This is a genomic window from Vibrio maritimus (assembly GCF_021441885.1).
In the GTDB taxonomy this organism is placed as follows: Bacteria; Pseudomonadota; Gammaproteobacteria; order Enterobacterales; family Vibrionaceae; genus Vibrio; species Vibrio maritimus_B.
Window position 1 is genome coordinate 2,986,679 of record NZ_CP090438.1, and the last position, 17,921, is coordinate 3,004,599.

Below are 17,921 nucleotides of genomic sequence, written 5' to 3' on the forward strand. Positions count from 1 at the left end.
CAAATTGTTAACGATTAACGACTAAAAATTTGACTCAAATAACAACAAAAAGTCATTAAAAAGCATTAATTTACTGTCAGGATGACAGCAAGCTCAAAGGGAGAAAGGCAATGGCTCTTTACGATCCAAGTCTTGTAAAAGACAACTGTGGATTTGGCCTTATTGCGCATATGCAAGGTCAACCAAGCCACAAGCTGGTTCGCACCGCAATCTCAGCACTGGACCGCATGACTCACCGCGGCGGCATCAACTCAGATGGAAAAACAGGCGATGGTTGTGGTTTATTACTTCAAAAACCCGATTCTTATTTCCGACTTATTGCAGAAGAAAATGAGTGGAACCTAGGTAAACAATATGCCGTCGGCATGATGTTCCTATCCAAAGACCCGGTAAAAGCCCAATCTGCAAAAGACATCATCAACCAAGAATTGTCTCAAGAAACTCTGACGATAGCTGGCTGGCGCGATGTACCAACCAATGAAGACGTACTCGGTCCTATCGCACTCAGTTCATTACCAAATATCGTCCAAGTTTTCATCTCTGCACCAGCAGGTTGGCGCGAACAAGATGTAGAAAGACGCCTTTACATCGCCAAGCGCCGTATTGAAAAACGCATCACTGAAGACGAAGATTTCTACATCTGTAGTTTGTCGACTCAGGTGATCGTCTACAAAGGTCTGTGTATGCCGGCCGATCTGCCGCGATTTTACCTCGATCTTGCTGATCTTCGCATGGAATCATCGATCTGTTTGTTCCACCAGCGCTTTTCTACCAACACACAACCACGTTGGCCATTGGCACAGCCGTTCCGCTACTTAGCACACAATGGTGAAATCAATACCATTGAAGGCAATCGCCAATGGGCGAAAGCTCGCGCCTACAAATTTGCATCACCTCTGCTCCCTGACCTTCAAACGGCAGCTCCGTTTGTTAACGAGACTGGTTCAGACTCTTCGAGCCTAGATAATATGCTCGACCTATTCCTATCTGGCGGTATGGATATCTTCCGAGCGATGCGGATGCTAGTTCCACCAGCATGGCAAAACCACCCAGACATGGATCCAGACCTTCGTGCCTTCTACGACTTTAACTCCAAACACATGGAGCCTTGGGATGGCCCGGCTGGTATCGTACTCTCAGACGGTCGCTATGCCGCCTGTAACCTTGACCGCAATGGCCTGCGCCCAGCACGTTATGTGATTACCAAAGACAACCTTATTACGCTAGCATCTGAAGTTGGTATCTGGGATTACGCTCCAGATGAAGTGGCAGAGAAAGGACGCGTCGGTCCTGGTGAACTGCTCGTCGTCGATACTCAAGAAGGCGAGCTGTGGCACTCCGATGACATCGATAATGATCTCAAAAGCCGCCACCCATATCGTGAGTGGATGGAAAACAACGTACATAAGCTCACGCCATTTAGTGCGCTGACTGACGATCAGGTCGGTGAACGTAGCTTCGATGAGACTCTGCTAAAGACCTACCAAAAACAATTCGCCATGACCAACGAAGAAACCGACCAGGTGCTTCGTGTGCTCGGCGATATGGGCCAAGAAGCCGTTGGCTCGATGGGTGACGATACACCGATGGCAGTACTGTCCTCAAAAGAGCGTTTGGTGACGGACTACTTCCGACAGAAATTTGCTCAAGTAACGAACCCGCCTATCGACCCACTGCGTGAAAAACACGTGATGTCGCTTGCGACCAGTGTCGGGCAGGAAATGAACGTGTTCTGTGAGACCGACGGACACGCCTATCGTGTGACCTTCGATTCACCTGTACTGCTTTACTCTGACATGCAACAGTTACTCGAACTGAGCGACAAGCACTATCGCAATACGATCCTCGATATTAACTACGATCCAAATGAGAAAGATCTCAAGCAAGCCCTACTCGATCTCTGCGATCAAGCAGAATCCGTCGTTAAAGAAGGGACGGTTCTAGTGGTACTTTCGGATCGCGCGCTCGTGAAAGGCAAGCTGCCTATTCCTGCAGCGATGGCGGTTGGCGCGGTGCAAACACGATTGATTGACGCCAACCTTCGCTGTGATGCCAATATCATTGTCGAGACCGCAACCGCGCGTGACCCACATCAGTTTGCTGTGCTGTTAGGTTTTGGTGCGACGGCTGTCTACCCTTACCTAGCCTATGAAGCGCTAGGTAAACTGGTCGATGACGGGGCAATTGATAAAAGCTACCGCGACGTGATGCAAAACTATCAATACGGCATCAACAAGGGTCTTTATAAGATCATGTCGAAGATGGGCATCTCGACCATCGCGTCCTATCGATGTTCACAACTGTTTGAAGCCGTTGGTCTGCACACCGACGTGGTCGACTTATGCTTTAAAGGCGTCACCACGCGTATACAGGGCGCAAGCTTTGACGATTTCCAACAAGACTTGTATAACCTTTCTCGCAAGGCGTGGGCAAAACGTAAAGCCGTTGAACACGGCGGTCTACTCAAATACGTTCACGATGGTGAGTACCATGCGTACAACCCAGATGTGGTAGGGACACTGCAGCAAGCCGTAAAATCCGGTGATGCTGCCGACTATAAATCCTACGCCAAACAAGTGAACGACCGTCCTACTGCGATGCTGCGTGACTTGATGAAGCTGAAAAAAGCAGACCAAGCACTATCACTCGAACAGATTGAGCCTAATACAGAGCTATTTAAACGCTTTGACTCGGCGGCGATGTCCATTGGGGCATTGAGCCCAGAAGCGCATGAAGCACTCGCCACGGCGATGAACAAGCTTGGTGGCTACTCCAACTCTGGTGAAGGTGGTGAAGATCCACGTCGCTTTGGTACAAACCGCAACTCTCGCATTAAGCAGATAGCGTCAGGTCGTTTTGGGGTGACACCACATTACCTCACCAATGCCGACGTCCTGCAAATCAAGGTCGCTCAAGGCGCAAAACCAGGTGAAGGCGGACAGCTTCCTGGGCATAAGGTGACAGCCGAAATTGCTAAGCTGCGTCACTCGGTGCAAGGGGTTACACTCATCTCTCCTCCTCCGCATCACGATATCTACTCCATCGAAGATTTAGCGCAGCTTATCTTCGATTTGAAGCAGGTTAATCCAGATGCACTGGTATCGGTAAAACTGGTTTCCGAGCCAGGTGTTGGCACGATTGCTACCGGCGTTGCCAAAGCTTATGCCGACCTCATTACCATCTCTGGTTACGATGGCGGCACGGCGGCAAGCCCACTGACATCGGTCAAGTACGCGGGTTGTCCTTGGGAACTCGGTCTTGCCGAAACCCAGCAGGCACTGGTTGCGAATAACCTTCGCCATAAGATCCGACTCCAAGTCGATGGCGGTTTAAAAACCGGATTAGACGTTGTTAAAGCAGCCATTCTTGGCGCTGAAAGCTTCGGCTTCGGTACTGCGCCTATGGTCGCCATGGGCTGTAAGTTCCTGCGAATCTGTCACCTCAATAACTGCGCAACAGGCGTTGCAACGCAAGACGAAACGCTGCGTAAAGAGTACTTCAAGGGCTTACCTGAAATGGTGGTCAACTACTTCACTGGGCTTGCCGATGAAGTACGCGAACTGCTCGCTGAGTTAGGGGTAGAAAAACTCACCGACCTAATCGGTCGAACGGATTTATTGGAAGCCGTAGAAGGCATGACGGCGAAGCAATCCAAGCTTGATCTGTCGAGTATCCTCGAAACGCCAGTATCGCCGCTATCTCATCCTCTGTATTGGACTGAGCCCAATCAGCCGTTTGACAAAGCGGAGCTTAACCAAAAGATTATCGAAGAAACCGAAGCTGCAGTAGAAAGCAGAGCCGGTGGTAGCTTCTACTTCGATGTAAGAAACACCGACCGCTCTGTGGGTGCAAGACTCTCTGGTAGCGTTGCTAAGCGCTATGGCAACCAAGGTATGGCGACGAGTCCAATCAAGCTGTATCTCGATGGTACTGCAGGCCAATCACTCGGCGTTTGGAATGCTGGCGGCGTAGAAATATACCTAACGGGCGACGCTAATGACTATGTTGGCAAGGGCATGGCTGGCGGTAAGTTGGTTATCAAGCCTCACGTGGGTACCACCTTCGCTTGCAATGACGCCACCATCGTTGGTAACACCTGCCTCTACGGCGCGACAGGCGGAAAGCTCTTTGCTGCAGGTACCGCAGGGGAACGCTTTGGAGTGCGCAACTCCGGCACCATTGCTGTGATTGAAGGAGCTGGTGACAATGCCTGTGAATATATGACAGGAGGTATCGTCGCGATTCTTGGCGCGACTGGCGTTAACTTTGGTGCGGGTATGACAGGCGGTTTTGCCTACGTCATGGATAGCAACGATGACTTTGAAGGTCGCGTCAATACTGAATCGGTAGAAGCAATTTCGCTGTCTGATTTGTATATCCACCAAGAGCATCTGCGCGGGCTTATCGCTGAGCACCTAGAAGAGACAGGCTCAGTGCACGCCGAAAACATTCTGGCGAACTTCGATGAATGGATTCCGAAGTTCTATCTCGTCAAGCCAAAGGCTGCGGATCTTCGCACCTTACTTGGTCACCAAAGCCGAAGCGCCGCAGAGCTGCGCGTTCAAGCACAGTAGTTGGAAGGAGCCAGAATAATGAGCCAGAACGTATACCAGTTTATTGATGTGAACCGCGTTGATCCTGCCAAAAAGCCGATTAAGGTTCGCAAAATCGAGTTCGTGGAAATCTACGAACCCTTTACCAAGCAGCAAGCGACGGCTCAGGCCGATCGCTGCCTAGACTGCGGTAACCCTTATTGTGAGTGGAAGTGCCCTGTACACAACTACATTCCTCAATGGCTAAAGCTAGCCAATGAGGGACGCATCATAGAAGCCGCTGAACTCTCACATCAAACCAACAGCTTGCCAGAGGTCTGTGGTCGCGTATGTCCGCAAGATCGCCTGTGTGAAGGGTCATGTACGCTAAACGACGACTTCGGTGCGGTCACTATCGGCAATATCGAAAAGTACATCACTGACAAAGCGTTCGAGATGGGCTGGAAGCCAGACATGTCTCACGTGGAATGGACGGATAAGAAAGTGGCCATTATTGGCGCTGGTCCAGCAGGTCTTGCCGCTGCCGATATTTTGGCACGAAATGGGGTTAAGCCCGTCGTCTTTGATCGTTATCCTGAGATTGGAGGTCTACTCACCTTTGGTATTCCTTCTTTCAAACTAGAGAAAGACGTCATGATTAACCGTCGCCGCATCTTTACTGAGATGGGGGTTGAATTCCAGCTCAACACAGAGGTAGGCAAAGACGTTGAGATGGCGACGTTAATTGAAGAGTATGACGCCGTTTTCCTTGGTGTAGGAACCTACAAAAATATGCGAGCGGGCCTCGAGAACGAGAATGCACCCGGCGTCTTTGATGCCCTACCGTTTCTTATCTCAAACACCTACAAGGTCATGGAGCTTGATGGTGAGCAACCGTTCATTGATATGAAAGGTAAGAAGGTCGTAGTACTCGGTGGTGGCGATACGGCGATGGACTGTGTTCGCACCTCTATTCGTCAAAGTGCGAGTAGCGTGGTTTGTGCCTATCGCCGAGACGAAGCCAACATGCCAGGGTCCAGACGTGAGGTGAAAAATGCCCGTGAAGAAGGGGTTAACTTTATGTTTAACCTTCAGCCACTGGGCATTGAGGTTGATGCCAATGGTAATGCCTGCGGCGTTAAAGTTGTAAAAACCGCGCTGGGTGAACCCGATGAAGCCGGTCGCCGCCGTCCAGAACCCGTAGAAGGCAGCGAACATGTACTGGAAGCCGACGCGGTGATCATGGCATTCGGATTCCAGCCACATCAGATGTCTTGGCTAGAACCTTATGGCGTTGACCTTGACCAATGGGGTCGCATTAAAGCGCCTGTATCTCAAGAGTTTATGTATCAAACCACCAATGAGAAGATCTTCGCCGGAGGTGACGCGGTACGTGGCTCTGATTTGGTTGTTACCGCCATTGACGAGGGACGCAAAGCGGCAGAAGGCATACTAGACTTCTTAGATGTATAGAGTAAAAACAACAATACGTTAAGCCCAGCTCTGCTGGGCTTTTGTTTAAGGGAACATCATGACCAAAACCATCATGACCAAAGCCAAGCTATTAACGCTTTCCTCCATCGTTTTTCTTACGGCCTGCGGAGCTGGCTACAAAACCACAACGGACCGCACTGACGAGCCATGTGGAGACAGTCCTCGCTGCGTCTCTACCCAAGATAGCCGTGAAGAATTTAATCTCGCCCCTTTCAAACTCGCCCCCAATACCAACATCAACCAAATCGAAACCGTCGCTTTAAGCTTCGATAATGCAGAGGTTGCCGCCATTGATGACAACTACCTACGGGTTGAATACACCTCCAGCGTGTTCCGTTATGTTGATGATATGGAGGTAAAAATCCAAGATGGGGAACTGAGAGTTCGCTCTGAGGCACGCATCGGCTACTACGATTTTGATGTCAATCGGAAGCGGGTTGAAGCCTTTCGCGCTAAGCTCATCGAAACTGGATTGATCATCGCAAATCCCTAATTGCTCAATCTCGCAAAGGTTGGGAAGCGAGGCGACTGTTGCTATACTGCACGCCAAAATACGTTTTCCAACTTGAGAGAATCTCTATGAAAATCGGCGTAATCGGCGCAATGGAACAAGAAGTTTCCATCCTAAAAGCAGCACTTACTAACCTAGAAGAAACCAAAAAAGGCGGTTGTACCTTCTTTACGGGTCAACTTCACAATGTTGATATCGTGCTACTTCAATCAGGTATCGGTAAAGTAGCCGCTGCAGTGGGCACGACGATTCTTCTTAGCGATTACCAACCAGATGTTGTGATTAACACAGGCTCTGCAGGTGGCTTTGAGTCTTCTCTTAACCTAGGTGATGTGGTTATCTCGACTGAAGTTCGTCACCACGATGCTGACGTGACAGCATTTGGCTACGAGATTGGTCAGATGGCAGGTCAACCAGCGGCATTCACTGCTGACCAAAAGCTAATGGATGTGGCAGAGAAAGCACTCGCACAAATGGAAGACAAGCATGCGGTACGCGGTTTGATCTGTACTGGTGATGAGTTCGTTTGCCGCCCAGAGCGTCAAGCATTCATCCGTGAGAACTTCCCTGGTGTTATCGCTGTAGAAATGGAAGCGTCTGCTATTGCGCAAACATGTCACCAATTCAACACACCATTTGTTGTGGTTCGTGCCATTTCTGATGTTGCAGATAAAGAATCACCAATGAGCTTTGAAGAGTTCCTACCTTTAGCGGCGCAAAGCTCGTCTGAAATGGTAGTTAAAATGGTTGAACTGCTTAAATAAGCAGACGTTCTTGCCAAGAACTTAACGTACAAGGACGACGTCAATGAGCTCTTTTTTCGAGAGTTTATATGCCAATGGTGCACTCCTAACTCTATGGGGTGCACTTTTGTTTCATCTACTCATTCCTATCCCACCAGCGGCGCACCCAGTGCGATTTTGGCAACTATTGCTCACCAATATCGCCCAAAAGGTGAATCTACCCAACGCCTCACGTCAGCAGCAGAGGCTATCCGGTTCACTTGCTCTGCTTTTACTAACCCTGCCCACACTCGCTGTACTCATAGCACTGCAATCTTTGGTGTGGAAAGCGGAATTTTATCAACTGGCGCTTTTGCTGCTTGCCGTTGAGTGGCGTGGTAACGAGTTATTTGCTCGACGTTTTATCGACGCACTCGCCAAGGAAGACAAACACACTGCCCGGCATTTGCTTTCATCTCGAGTCAATCGAGACACCGCCTCTCTGTCATTGCTAGGACTTGGCAAAGCGGGGGCTGAAAGCGTCATCATGGGGTACGCGAGAAACGTCATTGGCGTCTTGTTTTGGTACGGCGTCGCAGGGGGTATTGGCGCACTGATGTATCGACTGTGCGCGGAGATTGCACGCAATTGGAGTCCGCATAAACCTGACTATGCCACCTTTGGCAAGCCCGCAGCTTGGTTGTTTATGGTGGTCGATTATGTGCCGCAAAAACTGTTCTCTGTCACCGTACTGCTTGGTATGCCAACAAAAGCAGTCCAACAAACACTTAGCCAAGCCAAAGCATGGGCCAATTCAGCGACGAGCTGGCTTATCTGTGGCTATGCCAACCGTTTTGAGCTAGCGCTGGGTGGTCCCGCTATTTATGGTGACGAGAAATTACAACGAGCACGCATTGGTGGAAAAATCGCACCTGCGGCTATTCATATCGCTCAAATTCAAAAACACATAGCATGGCGAATCTATATTTGGCTGATGCTGCAAAGCGCAGCAATGTTCATCATCTATCAAGGGTTGTAACTCATGAATAACACGTATGTTGGGCTACTCGCTCTGCTTGCCAGCGGTTCATCGCTCGCCTCGCCAATGGCGAACACCGACATCAAGCGCATTGTCAGCCTTGCACCACATACCACAGAGCTTGCCTACGCCGCAGGACTTGGTGATAAGTTGGTGGCAGTAAGCGAATACAGCGACTACCCAGAAGCCGCTCAAAAGCTGGAGCGTGTCGCAAACTATCAAGGCATTAAGCTAGAGCGAATCGTAGCCTTGGAGCCCGATCTTATCTTAGCGTGGCCAACAGGGAACCCAGCTAGAGAGTTAGAGAAACTGGAGCAGCTTGGCTTCAACCTTTATTACTCTAAAGCAAAATCACTCGATGGCATTACCAATAGTCTCGAGGCGCTTAGCCAATATGCGGATAATTCCAACGTAGGTCTAGTTGCCGCAAAGCAGTTTCGTGAAGAGCTTGCCAAACTCAAACAGAAATACGACACCAAGCAGAAAGTTCGCTATTTCTACCAGCTCAGTGAGAAGCCTATTATTACGCTTTCTGATGGTAACTGGCCAAGTGAGGTATTTGAGTTTTGTGGTGGAGAAAACATCTTTGCCAGCAGCAAGGCACCCTACCCTCAAGTCAGTCCCGAACAGGTGATCGTGCGCCAACCTGAAGCTATCTTCACCTCAGAGCACGCCATGGCAAACGGCAATATGTGGCAAAAATGGCAACAAGAACTACCTGCAGTACAAAACAAACATGTATGGGCTTTAACCTCAGATTGGCTGAATCGCCCCACTCCAAGAACTCTACTGGCGGTCACTCAAGTGTGTGAACATCTTGATTGGGTACGAACCCAAAAATAATGAGAGATAGATCACATTCAGGTAAGATTCGCTATCCGCAAACGTTAAATCCCGTAAAATTAGCGCACTTTCCTATTACTTTTCTTCAGTGAGAATATAGCTGTGGATTCCATGCTCTATTTGGTCGACCTATTTGGTACGGCAGTGTTTGCAATATCGGGAGTGATACTTGCAGGAAGACTTAGGATGGATCCTTTTGGTGTCATGGTACTTGGCAGTGTTACCGCCATCGGTGGTGGAACCATTCGCGATATGGCGCTAGGTGCAACACCTGTTTTTTGGATAACAGATACCACCTATATCTGGGTGATTATCGTGACCTGTATTGCCACTATGATGCTAGTCAGGCATCCAAGGCGACTGCCTTGGTATGTATTGCCAGTATGTGATGCGATAGGTCTCGCGGTATTTGTCGGCATTGGTGTTGAAAAAGCACTGATGTTCCAGGATTCGTATTTGATCGCCGTTATCATGGGCGTATTAACGGGTTGTGGCGGTGGCATTATTCGTGACGTTCTTGCCCGAGAAGTTCCGATGGTATTAAGACGTGAAGTGTACGCAACCGCTTGTATTATTGGCGGTACCTTTCATGTTGGGGCTCTAATGATGGGCGCATCAACGGGCAGCGCCTTCCTGTGCTGTGTCGTCGCTACGTTGGTGATTCGACTGGGTGCAATTCGCTGGCATCTTTCGCTACCTACTTTCGCTCTCGATAAATAGATTCAAGATTTGATGACTGGAGAATGTCATTTCTCCCGTCATCCTCTTCATTTTTCCCTGTTGCTTTAGTATGTTGGTTAAAACCTACTCGCTTATGCATTCGGACAGGGAAACGTCTATGGATATTACATTTGATCATGTCTCGCTAAATCACCCACTTTCATTGTCGATTCCAGATTGGACAATCCGCTCTGGTGAGCATTGGGCTGTCTTCGAAACCCATGGCAATGTCGGCAGTTTGCTTGGCGATCTACTGTGTAATGAACTCACTCCTGACTCTGGCACCGTTTGCCAACCGCACACTCGAATCGCACAGGTTTCTCTTGCCGAGCAACAAAGGCTGCTGGAGCTCGAAAACGCTAATGACGACACCGACTTCCTTGACCGTATCGATTATGGTCGCACCGTCTACCAACTAGTCTCTGAGTTTTCAGATAACCCTGAGGTAATTGAACAGCTTATTCAAGAGCTCGACCTACTTCACTTAAAAGATAGAGGCTTCAAACAACTCTCCACTGGCGAGACGCGGCGCGTAATGCTTGCCAGAGCACTTGCTTGTGCACCAAAGGTACTTATCCTTGATGAACCATTTGTCGGTCTTGATAAGTTGCATCGTAAAATGCTCGCCGATTATCTGCGTGATCTGTCACTTCACGTTCAATTGGTGGTCATCACCTCACGTGAAGATGAAGTGCCAACGTGGATGTCTCACGTGGCCATGTTCGAGAATGGCGAACTCAAAGAACAGCTAAGTTACAACCAATGGCGTGAGCACCCAATCATTTCGCAGTTACTTGCACAGTCTTCACAGCAAAGCGAGCAGTGGTTAGCCTTAATTCGCAAGCATCAACACAGTGCAAAATTTACTGATCCTCTAGTGAAGATCACAGACGGTAACGTTGAGTACGTCGACCAAAAAATCTTCTCTGGTGTCAACTGGCAAATCAACAATGGCGAGCACTGGCAGGTTCGTGGTCCAAATGGCTGCGGCAAAAGCACCTTGCTTGGGATGATTTTTGGTGATCACCCTCAGTGCTACAGCAATGACATCGAGATTTATGGAATCAAACGAGGCAGCGGAGAAACTATCTGGGATATCAAGCAGCACACAGGCATGGTCTCTTCGTCGCTACATTTACAGTATCGAGTCAACTGCAGTGCTCGTGATGTCTTATTGTCTGGATTCTTTGACTCTATCGGTCTCTATGACAAGCCCAGTCAGAAACAAATTGAGGCAGCAAATGAATGGCTGACGCTACTGCATATGTCCGAGCTGCGAGACACCTCCTTTAAGTCTCTAGAGTATAGCCAGCAGAGGCTGTTGCTTATCGCGCGCGCCATCATCAAGCAGCCAACGATACTTATCTTAGATGAGCCATACCAGGGTTTAGATTTCCTTGGTCGTAAACTGGTGATGAACGCTCTTGAGCTGATCGCCAAAGAAAACCTGAGCCAGCTTCTTTACGTCTCACACTACGTCGAAGATGAGCTAAGCAGCATTCAACATTTTGTCGACTTCGTCCCTGTAGAGGAGCAAGAAGAGGGTTACAAGGTGGTTATCAGTACGCCTATTCAGCAAACGGCAAGCGATAACAAAATGAATGACAAAGCGGGTGCCGAAGGCAATGTGAAAACGAAGTCTCTATGCCGAGAAGAATAGCGCAATGCCTGTCGGCATTTCGTTTGGAGCATGCTAATCTTTAGCTATTGATTCCATTCTTTCATCAAACGAAACATGCTTCTAGAGGGTATTGAAACACTGCTTGTGCTCGCGCAAGAAAAGACAATGGGTAGAGCTGGAAGCCGGCTTTATATCAGCCAGTCAGCGGTGAGCAAGCGTATCGCTAACCTAGAAAAGCGGCTAGGAAAAACCCTGATTGAACCTGAAGGTCGGCAGATTAAACTCACCGCAGAAGCTGAGGCACTGATTGAACGCGTCGGTCCGAGTTTAAATGAGCTAAGAGGACTGATCGCCGAAGAGCAACACGTTGAGAAGCAATCTATTTTGCGACTCGATTGCTCTGAGACGCTGGTCGCAGGCTACTTGAGTGAAGTGATGCCGCAACTGTTGGCGCAAGATAGCTTCCTGATCGTCACGACCAATCATACCCCGCGAATAGTCGAGCACGTCAAATCCGGAGAAGCGGCTGTCGGTTTATGTGCCGGACACCTGAACTCACGGCTTGGACTTATCGCCACGCACCTTTTTGACGAGCCCTTTAAGGTCGTCAGCAAGCAGCCGTTAATCCACCCTCCTACTAGTGTGATTACCAATGACTTGAATAATCCCGCCAACACTTATCAAGCAGGGTTATTACAGCAGGCCGGAATTTCACCTAGCATGCAGATGGACTCGTATACCGCCGCCGCTCAACTGGCGATTCGAGGAGTTTCACCAGCACTCGTGCCACTGTCTATTATCAAAACACTGCACATCAGCGAGGCTTTATGTTTCGACTTTGAGTTTTTGACTGCACTGACGCGTCCAGTTCACGTTATTTATAGACCGAGTGCGCTTAAACAAGCTCGCCTTAAAACAGTGATTGAAACCATTGAGGATGCTGTTCCCAAAGTAGCTTTAATGCCATCACCATCGACATAATCACCACCAATGGGCGGATAAACTTCTTACCTTTAGAGACCACGACCTTAGCGCCCATCCTTGCCCCTAAAAAGCCACCAGCAGCCATCACCAATCCAATCTCCCATACTGGCAGACCAGCGATAATAAAGAAGATCAAGGCAGCTAGGTTCGAGGTAAAGTTAAGCACCTTGGTACGCGCGGTCGCGTGCACAATCGATAACTGAGCAATAGCCACAAAGCAGATTGTAAAGATAGAGCCCGTACCTGGACCGAAGAAACCATCGTAAAAGCCGACACCGGTGCCGACAGAAAACGCAAACAAGGTTTCTGACATCTTCGGCTTGCCTCCGCCTTCTCCGGCTTGCGGCGCCAGTAAGAAATAGAGCGAGATGCCTAGTAGCAGAACAGGAATCAAGCTCGTCAGCACCCCAGCATCAATATACTGAACCAATTCGGCTCCGATAGCCGAGCCGACAAAGGTACAGGCTATCGCGAGACGCATGTCTTTAAGATCGACAATACCATTACGAACGAAATACCAGGTCGCAGAGAAACTGCCGAACGAGCTCTGCAGCTTATTCGTCGCGAGAGCCTGTGTCGGTGGCACACCAGCGGAGAGTAGCGCGGGTAGCGTCAACAGCCCTCCTCCACCAGCCATAGCATCAATAAAACCAGCCAAGCCAGCGACAAAAAACAGTAAAACAAGAATGTCGTAAGTTACGTCCATGTGGGAAGCTCAAAAGAAATTTTGTGAAATTGTATCCACCAGCGCCACTAAAACTAGCGAAACCACCGATACAAACCTATTCCAAATTGGAATCATTTATTGAACAGGTAAAAAAAGCCCGCTCAAATGAGCGGGCAACGAGGTTGTCTAGGAGGTGATAACTCACCTCTCTATTCTTATTGTGTTACGCGATTAAGCGTTTTTGATCTGCTCGTGCAGCTCTTGTACTGACGTTACTGATACTTTCGCATCCGCAGTGTGAGCCATACACGTTGCAAACGCTGCGTTTAGCGTTGTTGTGTAGTTCACTTTCTCAGCCAGAGCGCCGCGACGTAGAACTTTTGAGTCTTCAATCGATTGACGACCTGCAGTCGTGTTCACGATGTAGGTGTACTCGTTGTTCTTGATGCGGTCTAGGATATGTGGACGGCCTTCGTGTACCTTGTTCACAAGACGAGGGTTGATGCCCGCTTCACCTAGGATTACCGCTGTACCGTGTGTTGCATCTAGCTGGTAACCAAGCTTAGTTAGCTTAGAGGCTAGGTCAACAACACGTTGCTTATCGCCTTCGCGAACAGACAGTAGTGCGCGGCCGCCTTCTGGGTAAACATTGCCACAACCTAGTTCTGCTTTCGAGTAAGCTTCTGCGAACGTTGCACCAACACCCATAACTTCACCAGTAGAACGCATTTCTGGGCCTAGTAGTGGGTCAACACCAGGGAACTTGTTGAACGGCAATACCACTTCTTTCACAGAGTAGTATGGCGGGATGATCTCTTTGGTAAAGCCTTGAGACTCTAGAGATTGACCTGCCATTACGCGTGCTGCGATTTTCGCAAGCGGTGCACCTGTTGCTTTAGAAACAAACGGTACAGTACGAGCTGCACGTGGGTTTACTTCGATTAGGTAAACCTTGTTGTTCTTAACCGCAAACTGAGTGTTCATTAGACCACGTACACCCAACTCGAACGCAAGCTTCTCAACTTGCTCACGCATCACATCTTGGATTTCTGCGCTTAGAGTGTAAGCCGGTAGTGAACATGCTGAGTCACCTGAGTGAACACCTGCTTGCTCGATGTGCTCCATGATGCCGCCGATAACCACACGCTCACCGTCACAGATAGCGTCGATATCCACTTCTACTGCATCGTCAAGGAAGCTATCTAGAAGTACTGGTGATTCGTTAGACACGCTTACGGCTTCGTTGAAGTAGCGACGTAGGTCTTGCTCGTCGTATACGATTTCCATCGCACGACCACCTAGTACGTATGAAGGACGTACAACCAGTGGGAATCCGATTTCACGAGACTTATCAACCGCCTGCTCAAGCGTGGTTACTGTTGCGTTTTCTGGTTGTAGTAGTCCTAGACGTTCTACAGCAACTTGGAAGCGCTCACGGTCTTCTGCACGGTCTATAGCGTCTGGGCTAGTACCAATGATTGGCACGCCAGCTGCTTCAAGAGCACGAGCTAGTTTCAGAGGTGTTTGACCACCGTACTGAACGATAACACCTTTTGGCTTCTCAACGCGTACGATTGAAAGTACATCTTCAAGCGTTACTGGTTCGAAGTACAGACGGTCTGACGTGTCGTAGTCCGTTGATACTGTCTCTGGGTTACAGTTAACCATGATGGTTTCGTAACCGTCTTCACGCAGTGCAAGAGACGCGTGTACACAACAGTAGTCAAATTCGATACCTTGACCGATACGGTTAGGACCACCGCCAAGAACCATGATCTTGTCTTTGTCTGTTGGCTGCGCTTCACACTCTTCATCGTAAGATGAGTACATGTAAGCTGTGTCAGATGAGAATTCTGCTGCACAGGTATCAACACGCTTGTAAACAGGGTGAATCTCGTACTGGTCACGTAGACGACGGATTTCGCTTTCAGACACACCTAGTAGAGTCGATAGGCGAGCATCCGCGAAGCCTTTGCGCTTCATCTTGCGAAGGACGTCTTCAGTAAGACCTGCAAAACCACCAGCTTTAACTTCGTTCTCTAGTTTCACAAGCTCTTCGATTTGAACTAGGAACCAACGGTCAATTTGCGTTAGGTTGAATACGCCGTCCACAGACAGACCTGCACGGAATGCGTCTGCGATGTACCAGATACGCTCCGCGCCCGCTTCTTTCAGCTCGTGACGGATTTTAGACAGTGCGTCTGGAGAGTCTAGGTCAACCATCTCGTCAAAGCCGTTCGCGCCAACTTCTAGGCCACGAAGTGCTTTTTGTAGAGATTCTTGTTGGTTACGACCAATCGCCATTACCTCACCAACTGACTTCATCTGAGTCGTTAGACGGTCATTAGCGCCCGCGAACTTCTCAAAGTTGAAGCGAGGGATCTTAGTCACAACGTAGTCGATTGTTGGTTCGAACGATGCTGGTGTTGCGCCGCCCGTGATGTCGTTCATTAGCTCGTCTAGAGTAAAGCCAACCGCTAGCTTCGCAGCAATCTTCGCGATTGGGAAACCTGTTGCTTTAGATGCTAGAGCAGAAGAGCGAGATACACGTGGGTTCATCTCGATGATAACCATACGGCCATCTTTCGGGTTGATACCAAACTGAACGTTTGAACCACCAGTTTCTACACCGATTTCACGCAGTACCGCTAGAGAAGCGTTACGCATCAATTGGTATTCTTTGTCCGTCAGCGTTTGCGCTGGCGCCACTGTGATTGAGTCACCAGTGTGGATACCCATAGGGTCGAAGTTTTCAATCGCACAAACGATGATACAGTTGTCCGCTTTGTCACGAACCACTTCCATCTCGTACTCTTTCCAACCGATTAGCGACTCATCGATAAGAAGCTCGTTAGTTGGAGAAAGGTCTAGACCGCGGCGACAGATTTCTTCGAACTCTTCTTTGTTGTACGCGATACCGCCACCGGTACCACCCATAGTGAAAGAAGGGCGAATGATACAAGGGAAGCCAACCATATCAAGAACCGCGTACGCTTCTTCCATAGACTTCGCCGTGTCAGCACGTGGACACTCTAAGCCGATTGACTTCATCGCTTTATCGAAGCGAGAACGGTCTTCTGCTTTATCGATAGCGTCAGCCGTTGCACCGATCATCTCTACACCGAACTCAGCAAGTACGCCGTGTTTTTCTAGGTCTAGAGCACAGTTAAGTGCAGTCTGACCACCCATAGTAGGCAGTACTGCATCTGGGCGCTCTTTCTCGATAATGTTGCGAACTACTTCCCACTGGATAGGCTCGATGTAAGTTGCATCTGCCATGTCTGGGTCAGTCATGATAGTTGCTGGGTTCGAGTTCACAAGGATAACTCGGTAACCTTCTTCGCGCAGTGCTTTACACGCTTGAGCACCTGAGTAGTCAAACTCACAAGCCTGACCGATAACGATTGGGCCAGCACCAAGAATTAGAATACTTTTTAAGTCAGTACGTTTTGGCATTCTCAACTACTCCGAATTACGCTTTGTGTTCTTTGATTAGGTCGATGAAGTGGTCAAACAATGGCGCTGCATCGTGTGGACCTGGGCTCGCTTCAGGGTGACCCTGGAAGCTGAACGCTGGCTTATCTGTACGGTGGATACCTTGAAGTGTGCCGTCGAACAGAGATTTGTGCGTTGCACGTAGGTTCTCTGGCAGCGTCTCTTCATCCGCAGCAAAGCCGTGGTTCTGTGAAGTAATCATTACTACATCACGGTCTAGGTCTTTCACTGGGTGGTTTGCACCGTGGTGGCCAAACTTCATCTTCACTGTTTGCGCACCAGACGCTAGAGCCAAGATTTGGTGACCAAGGCAGATACCGAAGATTGGTAGGCCTTTGTCTAGGAATACTTTTGTTGCTTCGATAGCGTAAGTACATGGCGCTGGGTCACCAGGGCCGTTTGATAGGAATACGCCATCTGGGTTAAGTGCAAGCACCTCTTCAGCAGAAGTTTGCGCTGGAACCACTGTTAGGCGGCAGCCGCGGTCAACAAGCATACGTAGGATGTTGCGTTTTGCACCGAAGTCGTAGGCAACAACGTGATATGGCAGCTCGCTGTCGTCTTTCGCTTCAGGAAGGCCCCCCTCAAGTGTCCACGAACCCTGTTTCCATTGATACGTTTCTTGCGTTGTTACTTCTTTCGCAAGGTCCATACCTTTCAAGCCAGGGAACTCTTTCGCTTTCGCCAGTGCTAGCGCTTCGTCTAGGTTATCACCTGCAACGATACAGCCGTTTTGTGCACCTTTTTCACGTAGAAGACGAGTCAGCTTACGCGTATCGATGTCTGCGATACCTACGATGTTTTGAGACTTAAGGTAGTCTGAAAGTGACTGTTCATTACGGAAGTTAGAAGCGATAAGGGGAAGATCGCGGATCACAAGGCCTTGTGCGTGGATTGCTGAAGACTCTTCGTCTTCTTTATTAGTACCAGTATTGCCAATATGAGGATAAGTGAGAGTGACAATCTGTTGAGAATAGGAAGGATCAGTGAGGATTTCTTGGTACCCCGTCATCGAGGTATTAAAAACAACTTCACCAACGGATAAACCATCTGCTCCAATGGAAACACCGCGGAACACTGTCCCATCTTCTAGGACTAACAGTGCTGATTTACTCAAGACAACCTCCAGAATAAAAATGCATAAATTTTAAATTAAATTGCAAATCTGCCTTCCTCTTCACCATAAATAAGCGGTTTCAGGTAGTTCAGACAAATTGGCGGTATTCTAATGATGCCGACGTTTTGTGTCAACAAGCATGGAAAAATAAATTCACTTTTTATAGTCACTAACGA

At 48.9% G+C, this 17,921-nt stretch carries 12 protein-coding genes; 9 read left to right on the top strand and 3 right to left on the bottom strand.

The window, feature by feature from the left end:
- Nucleotides 1-110: 110 nt before the first annotated feature.
- The 9 genes from gltB (at nt 111) to LY387_RS13665 (ending at nt 12,463) form a co-directional block, all read left to right on the top strand.
- Nucleotides 111-4,574 carry a glutamate synthase large subunit gene (gltB, locus tag LY387_RS13625; RefSeq protein ID WP_234494495.1) on the top strand — a complete coding sequence of 1,488 codons (4,464 nt, stop codon included), beginning with the start codon at nt 111-113 and terminating at the stop codon, nt 4,572-4,574.
- A gap of 18 nt (nt 4,575-4,592) precedes the next feature.
- Nucleotides 4,593-6,005: an FAD-dependent oxidoreductase gene (locus LY387_RS13630; RefSeq protein WP_234494496.1), complete on the top strand. Its 1,413-nt coding sequence runs from the start codon at nt 4,593-4,595 to the stop codon at nt 6,003-6,005.
- Nucleotides 6,006-6,078: 73 nt separating this feature from the next.
- Entirely contained in the window at nt 6,079-6,519 is a 441-nt protein-coding gene (locus LY387_RS13635; RefSeq protein WP_234496121.1) for a DUF1499 domain-containing protein, read from the top strand.
- Nucleotides 6,520-6,605: 86 nt separating this feature from the next.
- Nucleotides 6,606-7,301, top strand: coding sequence for a 5'-methylthioadenosine/S-adenosylhomocysteine nucleosidase (gene mtnN / locus LY387_RS13640; RefSeq protein WP_128647980.1), 696 nt, complete (start codon nt 6,606-6,608; stop codon nt 7,299-7,301).
- Nucleotides 7,302-7,344: 43 nt separating this feature from the next.
- Nucleotides 7,345-8,298 (top strand): cobalamin biosynthesis family protein, encoded by a 954-nt coding sequence (locus tag LY387_RS13645; RefSeq protein ID WP_234494497.1) that lies wholly within the window; start codon nt 7,345-7,347, stop codon nt 8,296-8,298.
- 66 nt (nt 8,299-8,364) lie between these two features.
- Nucleotides 8,365-9,141 carry a vitamin B12 ABC transporter substrate-binding protein BtuF gene (gene btuF / locus LY387_RS13650; protein ID WP_234496122.1) on the top strand — a complete coding sequence of 259 codons (777 nt, stop codon included), beginning with the start codon at nt 8,365-8,367 and terminating at the stop codon, nt 9,139-9,141.
- A gap of 102 nt (nt 9,142-9,243) precedes the next feature.
- Nucleotides 9,244-9,861, top strand: a complete 618-nt coding sequence (locus LY387_RS13655; protein ID WP_234494498.1) for a TRIC cation channel family protein — start codon at nt 9,244-9,246, stop codon at nt 9,859-9,861.
- A 118-nt stretch (nt 9,862-9,979) separates the two neighbouring features.
- Entirely contained in the window at nt 9,980-11,521 is a 1,542-nt protein-coding gene (gene modF, locus LY387_RS13660) for a molybdate ABC transporter ATP-binding protein ModF (protein ID WP_234494499.1), read from the top strand.
- Between the two features lie 75 nt (nt 11,522-11,596).
- A complete protein-coding gene (locus tag LY387_RS13665; protein ID WP_234494500.1) occupies nt 11,597-12,463 on the top strand; it encodes a LysR family transcriptional regulator in 867 nt (288 codons plus the stop codon).
- On the opposite strand, the gene LY387_RS13670 is transcribed toward LY387_RS13665, so the two are convergent.
- The 3 genes from LY387_RS13670 to carA all read right to left on the bottom strand — a co-directional run bounded on the left by LY387_RS13670 (nt 12,393) and on the right by carA (nt 17,745).
- Nucleotides 12,393-13,172: a TSUP family transporter gene (locus LY387_RS13670; RefSeq protein ID WP_234494501.1), complete on the bottom strand. Its 780-nt coding sequence runs from the start codon at nt 13,170-13,172 to the stop codon at nt 12,393-12,395. The two genes, LY387_RS13665 and LY387_RS13670, sit on opposite strands and share 71 nt — an antisense overlap.
- Nucleotides 13,173-13,364: 192 nt before the next feature.
- Entirely contained in the window at nt 13,365-16,589 is a 3,225-nt protein-coding gene (gene carB, locus LY387_RS13675; RefSeq protein ID WP_234494502.1) for a carbamoyl-phosphate synthase large subunit, read from the bottom strand.
- Between the two features lie 16 nt (nt 16,590-16,605).
- The gene (gene carA / locus LY387_RS13680) at nt 16,606-17,745 is read right to left on the bottom strand and encodes a glutamine-hydrolyzing carbamoyl-phosphate synthase small subunit (RefSeq protein ID WP_128647978.1); all 1,140 of its coding nucleotides are present in this window, start codon (nt 17,743-17,745) and stop codon (nt 16,606-16,608) included.
- Nucleotides 17,746-17,921 lie beyond the last annotated feature (176 nt).

Excerpts from the sequence above, each read along its gene's own strand:
- LY387_RS13635 (WP_234496121.1), top strand. The coding sequence starts at position 6,079 with ATGACCAAAGCCAAGCTATTAACGCTTTCCTCCATCGTTTTTCTTACG.
- LY387_RS13630 (WP_234494496.1), top strand. The coding sequence starts at position 4,593 with ATGAGCCAGAACGTATACCAGTTTATTGATGTGAACCGCGTTGATCCT.
- modF (WP_234494499.1), top strand. The coding sequence starts at position 9,980 with ATGGATATTACATTTGATCATGTCTCGCTAAATCACCCACTTTCATTG.
- btuF (WP_234496122.1), top strand. The coding sequence starts at position 8,365 with ATGGCGAACACCGACATCAAGCGCATTGTCAGCCTTGCACCACATACC.
- mtnN (WP_128647980.1), top strand. The coding sequence starts at position 6,606 with ATGAAAATCGGCGTAATCGGCGCAATGGAACAAGAAGTTTCCATCCTA.
- LY387_RS13645 (WP_234494497.1), top strand. The coding sequence starts at position 7,345 with ATGAGCTCTTTTTTCGAGAGTTTATATGCCAATGGTGCACTCCTAACT.
- LY387_RS13665 (WP_234494500.1), top strand. The coding sequence starts at position 11,597 with ATGCTTCTAGAGGGTATTGAAACACTGCTTGTGCTCGCGCAAGAAAAG.
- gltB (WP_234494495.1), top strand. The coding sequence starts at position 111 with ATGGCTCTTTACGATCCAAGTCTTGTAAAAGACAACTGTGGATTTGGC.
- carB (WP_234494502.1), bottom strand. The coding sequence starts at position 16,589 with ATGCCAAAACGTACTGACTTAAAAAGTATTCTAATTCTTGGTGCTGGC.
- LY387_RS13670 (WP_234494501.1), bottom strand. The coding sequence starts at position 13,172 with ATGGACGTAACTTACGACATTCTTGTTTTACTGTTTTTTGTCGCTGGC.